This window comes from uncultured Brachyspira sp. (assembly GCF_944388875.1).
In the GTDB taxonomy this organism is placed as follows: Bacteria; Spirochaetota; Brachyspiria; order Brachyspirales; family Brachyspiraceae; genus Brachyspira.
Genome location: NZ_CALXKQ010000021.1, coordinates 36,498 through 45,683, shown reverse-complemented (window position 1 = coordinate 45,683; position 9,186 = coordinate 36,498). Strand labels below are relative to the sequence as shown.

9 protein-coding genes are annotated in these 9,186 nt (G+C 25.8%); 8 read left to right on the top strand and 1 reads right to left on the bottom strand.

Annotated features, from left to right (window positions below; all coding sequences use genetic code 11):
- The 7 genes from Q0J69_RS11135 to dnaJ form a co-directional block, all read left to right on the top strand.
- Window positions 1-228 (top strand): ankyrin repeat domain-containing protein (locus Q0J69_RS11135; RefSeq protein WP_297207495.1); only part of this gene is annotated, 228 nt, incomplete at its 5' end.
- A gap of 59 nt (window positions 229-287) precedes the next feature.
- Entirely contained in the window at window positions 288-1,238 is a 951-nt protein-coding gene (locus tag Q0J69_RS11130; RefSeq protein WP_297207493.1) for an Rpn family recombination-promoting nuclease/putative transposase, read from the top strand.
- Window positions 1,239-1,264: 26 nt separating this feature from the next.
- Window positions 1,265-2,074 (top strand): ankyrin repeat domain-containing protein, encoded by an 810-nt coding sequence (locus tag Q0J69_RS11125; RefSeq protein WP_297207491.1) that lies wholly within the window; start codon window positions 1,265-1,267, stop codon window positions 2,072-2,074.
- Window positions 2,075-2,084: 10 nt separating this feature from the next.
- Entirely contained in the window at window positions 2,085-2,891 is an 807-nt protein-coding gene (locus Q0J69_RS11120; protein ID WP_297207489.1) for an ankyrin repeat domain-containing protein, read from the top strand.
- A 140-nt stretch (window positions 2,892-3,031) separates the two neighbouring features.
- Window positions 3,032-3,721: a YoaK family protein gene (locus Q0J69_RS11115; protein WP_297207487.1), complete on the top strand. Its 690-nt coding sequence runs from the start codon at window positions 3,032-3,034 to the stop codon at window positions 3,719-3,721.
- Between the two features lie 28 nt (window positions 3,722-3,749).
- On the top strand, window positions 3,750-4,040 hold the full coding sequence (locus tag Q0J69_RS11110) for a DnaJ domain-containing protein (RefSeq protein ID WP_297207485.1): 291 nt from the start codon (window positions 3,750-3,752) through the stop codon (window positions 4,038-4,040).
- 39 nt (window positions 4,041-4,079) lie between these two features.
- A complete protein-coding gene (gene dnaJ, locus Q0J69_RS11105) occupies window positions 4,080-5,213 on the top strand; it encodes a molecular chaperone DnaJ (protein WP_297207482.1) in 1,134 nt (377 codons plus the stop codon).
- 4 nt (window positions 5,214-5,217) lie between these two features.
- Here dnaJ and Q0J69_RS11100 read toward each other — a convergent pair whose 3' ends face one another.
- Window positions 5,218-6,306 carry a glycosyltransferase gene (locus tag Q0J69_RS11100; protein ID WP_297207480.1) on the bottom strand — a complete coding sequence of 363 codons (1,089 nt, stop codon included), beginning with the start codon at window positions 6,304-6,306 and terminating at the stop codon, window positions 5,218-5,220.
- Between the two features lie 94 nt (window positions 6,307-6,400).
- Here Q0J69_RS11100 and Q0J69_RS11095 point away from each other — a divergent pair, with 94 nt between their 5' ends.
- Window positions 6,401-9,148 carry a tetratricopeptide repeat protein gene (locus Q0J69_RS11095; protein WP_297207478.1) on the top strand — a complete coding sequence of 916 codons (2,748 nt, stop codon included), beginning with the start codon at window positions 6,401-6,403 and terminating at the stop codon, window positions 9,146-9,148.
- Window positions 9,149-9,186 lie beyond the last annotated feature (38 nt).

Sequence of the window (9,186 nt, the reverse complement as noted above, 5' to 3'; positions counted from 1 at the left end):
AAATATTTGCTGGATAAATGTGCTGACATAAATGCTAAAGATAATGATGGTAAAACAGCTTTGATGTTGGCTTCATCTAATGGGGATTTGGAAGTAGTAAAACTTTTGATAGATAAAGGAGCTGATGTAAATGCTAAAGATGATTATAATAGAACAGCTTTGATGTTGGCTTCATATAATGGACATTTAGAAGCAGCAGAATTTTTAAAAGCTAATGGTGATAAATAAAAATATATTTAAAATTTTTGTTCTTTGACAATTTACTTTAATACTAGTATAATATTCTTATGAAAGATTTGAAAAAATTAAAAAAAATATTAGATGAACATGTAACTATTAATAATTTAAATAGAATCAATGATCTATTTTTAAGGTATTTATTTTCCTATTCTGGAAATGAAAATATTGCTTTAAATTTTATTAATTCTGTATTTAAAGATTTGGATTTTGAAACTTTTACAAAAATAGAAATACTTAATCCGTTTAATATTTCAGAAAATTACGATGAAAAAGAATCCATTGCACCGAAGGTGGACAGTCGTCTTGATATAAAAGCTACAACAGAAACAGGTATCGTTGTTTTAATAGAAATTCAGGCTAGAGGAAATGAAGATTTTATAAAAAGAGCTTTATATTATTGGGCATATAATTACAGCAGCAGTTTGAACAGAGGTTCTGAATATGAAGAACTAAAAGCTGTTGTTAGTATTAATATTACTAATTTTATTTTATCTGAAGAAGATAAAATTCATACATGTTATTTTTTGAAGGAATTAAATAATAATAAAATTTTAACTGATCATTGTCAGATACATTTTATAGAGCTGCCCAAGTTTAATTTGGAAAATATTTCACAAATTGAAAATTTTGATAAATTAAATAAGGAATTTGTTTCTTGGATAAAATTTTTTAAAGGAGAAGATATGTCTGTTTTAATAAAGGAAAATACAATATTTGAAGAAGTGGAAAAAAAATGTAGCACTTTTGTTAATAATAGTCCTGTAATGGATAAGTATAAAAAAAGAGAGGTAGATGCTTATTTTTTTGAAAAAAGTATTAAATTGGATTTAAAAAAAGCTGAAAAAAAGGGTATAGAAAAAGGTATAGAGAAAGGTATTGAAAAAGGTATCAAAAAAGAAAAATATGTTTTGGCTAAAAATATGAAAAATGAAAATCTTGATATAAATTTAATAAGCAAAATAACTGGTTTAAGTACTGAAGAAATTTTAAAATTGTGATTTTATAATTAGTTATTATTTAGAATATGGAATTATTAGAAGCAGTTAAAAATAATGATTTTGAAAGAGTAAAGTCTTTAATATCATTAGGATATGAGATTAATACAGAAGATGATTATTATAAAACGCCTCTGATGTATGCTTCAGAAAATGGACATTTAGATATAGTAAAATATTTAATAGATAATGGAGCTGATATCAATATAAGGGATTACTATTATAAAACAGCTTTGACTTATGCCTCAAAAAACGGTAATTTTGATATAGTAAAACTGCTTATAGATAAGGGTGCAGAATTAAAATATGACAGATATGCTTTGATGTATTCTTTAGAGAATGGATATTTAGAAATAGTTAAGTATTTATTAGAAAAAGGATATGATGTTTCAAATGACAGACATGCTTTAAGTTCGGCTGCTAAAAATGGTTATTTAGAAATAGTTAAACTGCTCATAGATAAAGGTGCAGAGTTTAAAAATGACAGGCATGCTTTGATGTATGCTTCGGAGAATGGTTATTTGGATATAGTGAAATATTTAATAGAGTTAGGAACTGATGTAAATATGAGAGATTATTCCTACAGAACTGCTTTGCTTTATGCTTCAGGAAGCGGACATTTAGATATAGTAAAGTATTTAATTGATAAAGGAGCTGAAATCAATATAATAGGCGATAAATATGGAATAACAAGTTTGAGTAATGCTGCTAAAAACGGACATTTTGATATAGTGAAATATTTAATAGATAATGGAGCTGATGTAAAAAATGACAGGCATGCTTTAAAAAATGGTTATTTAGAAATAGTTAAATTGTTAAAAGAAAATAGTGCTAAGTAAAAAATTAAAAATGAATATAGAATTATTTGAAGCATCTAAAACTGGGGATTTAGAAAAGATAAAAAAATTGATAGATATAGGATATAATATCAATGATGAAGATAAAGACGGATATACTGCTTTAATTTTATCTTCTTTTAATGGTCATATTGATACTGTTAAATATTTAATAGAAAAAGGAGCTTATATAAATAAAGAAGACAGAGATGGAAGAACTGCTTTGGATTACGGACATTTAGGGGTATTAAAGTTTTTAATAGAAAATGGAGCTTATATTAAAGATAATTATGCTTTGGTTTATTCTTCTTTGAATGGACATTTAGAAGCGGTTAAATATTTAATAGAAAATGGTGCTGATATAAAAGACAGTTATGTTTTGAGTTATGCTTCATTAGGAGGTCATTTAGATATAGTTAAATATTTAATAGATAGAGGAGCTGATGTTATAAATAGTTATGCTTTGATTTCAGCTTCGCAGAATGGAAGTTTAGATATAATAAAATTATTGGTAGAAAAAGGTGCTGACATTAACAGAGAAGATAAAGATAATAGAACAGCTTTAATATATGCTTCTGCAAATGGAAATCTAGATGCAGTTAAATATTTAATAGATAAAGGAGCTGATATTAATAAAGAAAATGCAGATGGAAGAACTGCTTTAATGTATGCTTCTGCAAACGGATATTTATTAGTTGTAAAATATTTAATTGATGAAGGATGCAATATTTATAAGGAGGATATTATTGGCAAAACAGCTTTAAATTATGCTTTAGAAAATTGCAGAACCGAAATAGCTGATCTATTAAAAAATAATTAGTATTAATTTTCTGTTTTTTTGAGAATTTATAGTGATGTTAGTACAATTAAATATTAAAAAATTACAGAAATATAAATTTATATTTCTAAAAATATTATTTTGTGTTATAATATTTGACAATAAAAAATTAAGGTTTTAAAGTGAAGAATAGTTTTATAGCTTTTATAAAAAGAAAAAATGAATCTATACACACAACAGAAACTATATATGTGGCTTCCATGCTTACTTTGGTAGGGGGCTTTGTTGATGCTTATACTTATATTACTAGAGATGGAATATTTGCTTATGCTCAGACTGGAAATATGATATTTTTTGCTATGCATTTGGCAAAGAAAGAATTTGCACTTACAATGCATTATTTGATACCTATTTCAGTTTTTATTATTGGCATTTGGACTGCTTTATATATAAAAAAGATTTTAAACAAAAAGAAATTAATGGAATTAGAATATGTTATTATATTGATGTCTGCTATTATACTTTTTATAGTTGGATTTTTGCATAAAGGTATTTCAAATATTATAGTTGTAAGTGTTATATCATTTATGTCAGCAACTTTGATGATAACTTTTAATAAGGTTGAGGGACTTACTTATGTTACGAATATGTGTACTGGTAATTTGAAATCAGCTTCAGATAATTTATTTAAATTTTTATTTAATAAGGATAAAACAGGTTTAAAAAATGGAATAATATATTTAACTATTCTTTTTTCATTTACTTTTGGAGCTTTTTTGGGGAGTTTTTTTACTAATATGTTTGGCATTAAATCTATATGGATTGCTTCAGGATTATTATTTGTTGTTGAGAGTTTAATGTTTTTTGATTGATTGTTATTATAAATTAAGAAGGATGTTTATGTATAAAGATTATTATAAAATACTTAATGTTAATATATTTTCTAATATTGACAGCATAAAAAAATCTTATAGAGAATTGGCAATGAAGTATCATCCTGATAGGAACTCTGGAGATATATTATCAGAAAAAAAATTTAAAGATATAACAGAGGCTTATGAAATATTATCAGATGAAAAAAAACGTATGGAATATAATTTAAAATATTTGGTTAATAGTAAATATCTAATTGGAGGTTTGGCTATAGCTGGACTGGGGTTAGGTTTAATACTTAGTAAAAGTAAAAAATAAAAAATAATTATAGAGTAAATTTATATGAGGATATAATAAATGGCAGAAAAAAGAGATTATTACGAAGTACTAGGAGTGGCAAAGACTGCTACTAGCGATGAAATAAAAAAAGCATATAGAAAATTGGCTATGCAGTACCATCCTGATAGAAATCCTAATAATAAAGAAGCAGAGGAGAAATTCAAAGAGGCTACGGAAGCCTATGAAATATTGTCTGATGAGAAAAAACGTGCTCAATATGATCAATTTGGGTTTCAGGGTGTTCATAGTGATTTTGCTGATGCTTATGGAAGAGGAGGTTTTGACTTTTCTTCAATGTTTGGCGGAAGTGGTGGTGGTTTTGGAGATTTGGATGATATATTTAGTTCATTTTTCGGAGGCGGTTTCTCAGGCAGAGGATCTAGATCTCAGAGAAGGGGAAATGATTTAAGGCATGATGTAACACTTTCATTAGAGGATGCTGTATTCGGGAAAAAAATGGAAATCAAGTTGGATAAAAAAGATATTTGTGATGTTTGTCATGGTACTGGTGCAGAACCTGGAACTAAAACTCAGACTTGTCCTACTTGCGGAGGAAGCGGTGAAGTTAGAATGGCTCAAGGCTTTTTTAGTGTTAGAAGAACATGCAGCAGATGTAATGGAAGCGGTTCTATAGTAACTACTCCTTGTAAGAACTGCAAAGGTTCTGGTACAGTTAAGAAAAATAAAACTATATCTGTTAATATACCTAAAGGAATCGATGATAATACTCAGCTTAGAATAAGCGGAGAAGGAGAGGCTATTGGAGGAGGTGTTGCTGGAGATTTATATTTATATATACATGTTTCTCCGCATCAGTATTTTTTAAGAGATGGTATAGATTTGATAACTGAGGTTGGTATTAATGTTGTTCAGGCAGCATTGGGTACAGATATTTATATACAGACATTGGATAAAAAGAAAGTTAAGATAAAAATACCAGCAGGTACTAACAGCGGACAGGTATTTAAATTAAAAGGAAGCGGAGCTTCTCATATTAACAGGTCAGGAAGGGGAGATTTATTTGTTGTTGTTAATATTGATGTGCCTGATAAATTATCTGCTGAGGAGAAAAGATTATTTAATGAACTTAAAAAGGTTATGCCTAATAATGATGAGCCTGTTTTAAGAAAGCCTAATAAAAATAATTGGTAATAAATTAATTATTATTGGGTGAATAATTACTTATTAATTCCAATATTTCATTATAGTTTTGATTATGACTGGCTGATGACATAAATACTTCATAAGTTTTTTTGTTTTCAGCCATTTTTTTTATCTTTGATATTATTGAAATTGGATTTTTTGAATTATATATCAATGCATTTTTTCCATCAGCTGCTATTTCAGCGGAAGAGCTTTTTGCATCTATTATAGGTAATGTTTTATAATACCAAGCTGATAATAATTCAGTATAAAATGAATCATTTGTATCATGTATTATTATAGCCTTTGATAATTCTATTTCATTTGCTATATTGGAATCATTATCCTCATCTATAAAATCTACATATTGCTCTATATTCAATTTTTTTATATTATTTATAACATCATTATTATATCCGACGATTTTTAATCTGTATATGTCATCACTTTCTTTTAAATATTGAGCATAAGCAGATGTGCATTTAAATATACTCTCTTCATTATTATAAAAAACTATAATATTTTTTTCTTTTTCTTTATGATTTTTATTATTCAAAAATATATACGGTGAAAAATACGGATATATAATATCTATATTTTTGATATCTTTATGCAAATACAATATTTTTTCTTTTACTTTATTGCTTCCGCATATTATCATATCTATATTTTCTGTATGTTCATAGTCTAATTTTCTAAGAATCTTATCCGTTAGTTTATTTTTTTTTGTATTATCATCATAAAAATATAAATGGTTTTGAAATTTCAAAGCATACCAAATAATTATTGGTATTTTATTTGCTTTTTTATTTATAAGTATATTTTTAATCATAGATGCTATTATATTCATTGGGAAATCAACTGCTATAATAGCATCAGCCTTTTCTGCTGCATTCGCTATATTATTTGCTGATTTTTTTAATAGCAGTTTTGATAAATGCTTTCTTGCTATATATGCTGGAAAGTTTTTTGAAAATGATTTTGAAAATACTGTTACTCTTATCCCTGATTTATAAAAATGCTCTATCATATTTAAAATAAATTGATTTGATTTATTTTTTATATTTCCGATATTTGATATTAAAATAATAATTTCTTTCACTTTTACATACTCTTCTTATTTGTAATTTTTGCCATTATAAGTAAAATATAGTAAACTCAATTCCGATATTGAAACTAATAAATGAGGATTTACTATGAAATTAATAAGAATATTACTTATAATCTTTATACTATATATTTCGGCATATTCTAGAGATATTTTACAATATCATAAAGTAATGTCAGACAGAAATTTAGATATAACTTTAGATAATGTTGCTATAGAAAAAAACAATGGAATAACTTTGAATGAAGAATCCAAATTTATATTAGATAGGGAATTAAATAAGGCTAAAAAATTAATAGATGATGGTAAATTTTTTGATGCTGTGATTTTATGTAATGATTTGGAGAATAGTTATTCAAATTATTATGATATATATTATACAAGAGGTTTGGCATATTATAAGAATTCTGATTTATATTATGCTTCATTGGATTTCGCAAAATTATTAGATTTATATATAGATGCGGATAGTTATGAGAGAGTTTACAGTTTATTAGGTAATTTTTTTGAAACTATAAATGAATATGAACAGACTTTAACAGTTTATGTTAAAGCATATAAAACAACTAATGATCCTAAATGGCTTTTTTTAGCTGGAAATGCTGCTTTAAATAATGGAGATATAAAAAGCGGAAATTATTATTTTGATTTATGTAAAAATTCTGGATACGGTTTAGAAGGCTTAGGAGATATAGATTTAATTAATAATCAATATAATAATGCCATAGCAAATTATAATAGCGTACAATATTCAAATCAGGAAGATATTGCTAGAGTACAAAGTAAGATATCGAATGCCTATATAAAAAAAGAGCTATATAATTGGAATTTAAGTATAGAAGAAAAAAATTACACCAATGCTTTAAATATTTTAAGCAATATATCATCTTATTCGCTTCAGTATCCTGAAATATCAGTTGCTTTAGGCAAAACATATTTTGATATTGGAGATTATAAAACAGCTAAATCTACATTTACAAAATTAATTTCTATGGAGAAAGATTTTGATGAGGCTTATGCAATTTTAGCACAAATATATTTATATGAAAGCAATGAAACAGAAGCTATAAAGATTTTGGAAGAGGGTTTAGAGTATTCATATCATAAACCTAGACTATATGAAACTTTTGCTATTATGCTTTATGATGCGGGATATAGTTATTATCCTGATAAAATAATATCTCAAATAGTTGATATATATGATATTTCTGATGAAAATAAAATTAGTTATTGTAAAAATTTAATATTTAAAAAAGAGTATGATAAGGCTGAAAAATTATTAAAAGAAGTTACTCTATATGAGAGAATTGCAAAAGATTTGATGAAGACTATAGAATATAATAAAGTATTAGATAGAGTTTATGAATTAAAGCTGAAAAATTATTATGTTGATATTATGCAGCTTCTTTCTATGCATACATTTACTGGTGCTGAAGAGCAGCTAAGAATAGGGTATATTGCTGATGCTTATTATCAATTAGGTTCTGTTGATAAGGCTATAGATATATTGAAAGAGGCTTTTAATGCTAATGTAATAAGTATCAATAATGTTTTACTTTTAAGAAAATTATTAGAAATAAGAGCATCAGGAAAAGAAGCATCTCAATATCAAAAAGAAAGAGATTTTATAGATATCAAAGCTACAGAGTATTGGGAAGAGGAATTAAAATTACATACAGAATTAATTACGGACAGAATATTTGAGTTTGTAAGATTTAATGAATATGATGAGGCTTTATCCTATATATCCGATTTAAGAAATAAGAATTATGATGTAGCATATATTAAAAGAATAGAATCTATAACTTATGGTCTTTATGCTGCTTATTTATATGAACATGAACAATATGATAATGCTGATAAAACAGTTTCTTTAGCTGTTAGGAGAAATAGAAATAATTATGATGCCATTGCTATAAGAAATGAGATGGAAATAGATTCATATTTAAAATCAATAGGCAATTATAATGATTTAAATGTTTATTATGAATCATCAGCAACTATGAAAGAAATTTTGAAAATATCTCCTGCTTATATTGATAATAGAATTAAACTTGCGGAGAGCTACATTGCAGAATATAATTTAGAAGGTTTTAACATAATTAATAATATTTGTGATTATATAAATGTTAATGGAGGAAAGGATTTATTATTGGGAAGAATATACAGTAAATCTCATTTATACTCTTATTCAATGATGTGTTATGATAGGGCGTCAAAATATTTAAATGTTAATCCTCTTTATAAAGCAGAAACAGAAATCAATTTAGATAATTATACTATATCTTCTGAAGAGGCTTCTAATTTAGTTAATGAAAATCTTAAATCTGCTAATGCTCTTTATGCGGCATCAAAATTGTATACTAAGATAGGAAATTATGATGAAGCTATGAATGTTATAAATAATGCTATAGCTATTGATAAAAATATTGATTATGTTTATCAAAGAGCATATATAAATGATCTTATGGGGAAAACTAGAGATGCATTGAATACTTATGAATATGTAATAAATATAAAAAAAGACTATGCTGCTGCATATTATAAAGCTGCTATTATTTATTTTGATAATTTTAAAGATGATAAGACTGCTGAAACATTTGCTTTAAATTATTTAAAACTTACTCCTGAAGACTGCAGCGGATATAAATTATTAGGTGATATTTATAAAAGAAGATCAGAAAGTTATATAGATTCAAACAGCAATAATTTACTTAAAAAGGCTTTGGAATATTATAAAAGTTCTTTATTAAAAGCTGTATGGGGAAAAGATTTAGAAACTAGAAATATGCTTCTAAAAGAAATAGAATATATACAAAATAGACTTTTAGAATAAAATATTATACTTGTTTCAAAGCTAATTTTATTTATAAT

Bases quoted from the DNA above. Each gene is read 5' to 3' on its own strand.
- Q0J69_RS11130 (WP_297207493.1), top strand. From the start codon at position 288: ATGAAAGATTTGAAAAAATTAAAAAAAATATTAGATGAACATGTAACT.
- Q0J69_RS11110 (WP_297207485.1), top strand. From the start codon at position 3,750: ATGTATAAAGATTATTATAAAATACTTAATGTTAATATATTTTCTAAT.
- dnaJ (WP_297207482.1), top strand. From the start codon at position 4,080: ATGGCAGAAAAAAGAGATTATTACGAAGTACTAGGAGTGGCAAAGACT.
- Q0J69_RS11095 (WP_297207478.1), top strand. From the start codon at position 6,401: ATGAAATTAATAAGAATATTACTTATAATCTTTATACTATATATTTCG.
- Q0J69_RS11120 (WP_297207489.1), top strand. From the start codon at position 2,085: ATGAATATAGAATTATTTGAAGCATCTAAAACTGGGGATTTAGAAAAG.
- Q0J69_RS11125 (WP_297207491.1), top strand. From the start codon at position 1,265: ATGGAATTATTAGAAGCAGTTAAAAATAATGATTTTGAAAGAGTAAAG.